This window comes from Pseudoalteromonas sp. S4492 (assembly GCF_005886115.1).
In the GTDB taxonomy this organism is placed as follows: Bacteria; Pseudomonadota; Gammaproteobacteria; order Enterobacterales; family Alteromonadaceae; genus Pseudoalteromonas; species Pseudoalteromonas gelatinilytica.
This window is the reverse complement of sequence record NZ_PNCP01000273.1, coordinates 1-319: the sequence shown is the minus strand read 5'-3', so window position 1 is coordinate 319 and position 319 is coordinate 1. Positions and strand designations below refer to the sequence as shown.

Sequence of the window (319 nt, the reverse complement as noted above, 5' to 3'; positions counted from 1 at the left end):
CACTCCGGCATAAACCGCACGATCTTCAATGGGCAGAAAACGGTACTCTTTGAGACAGACAGGCTCTCCCATTGCCCAGCCTTCTCCCGTGGCCTGACCACGGCAATACTGCATGTCCAGCTCTCTTAGCGAAGGAGGTAATACGCCCGAGTTTCTGATGGTTGGCAACAGTTCATCGCAGACTGGCAGCTGTTTGAAAATGAATGACTTGATCTTTCTGAAGGCTTCTACCGAATCAATACCCGATATTTTTATCCTGCAAACATCACGATAGGCGATGTCAGCAGCTATAAGTGAAAGTGGACTTTTTAGATTTGCC

At 48.0% G+C, this 319-nt stretch carries 1 protein-coding gene; it reads right to left on the bottom strand.

Annotated elements, in window-relative coordinates; translation table 11 throughout:
- Nucleotides 1-319, bottom strand: a 319-nt coding sequence (locus CWC28_RS22150; protein ID WP_212746830.1) for a hypothetical protein, incomplete at both ends; no start/stop codon positions are given.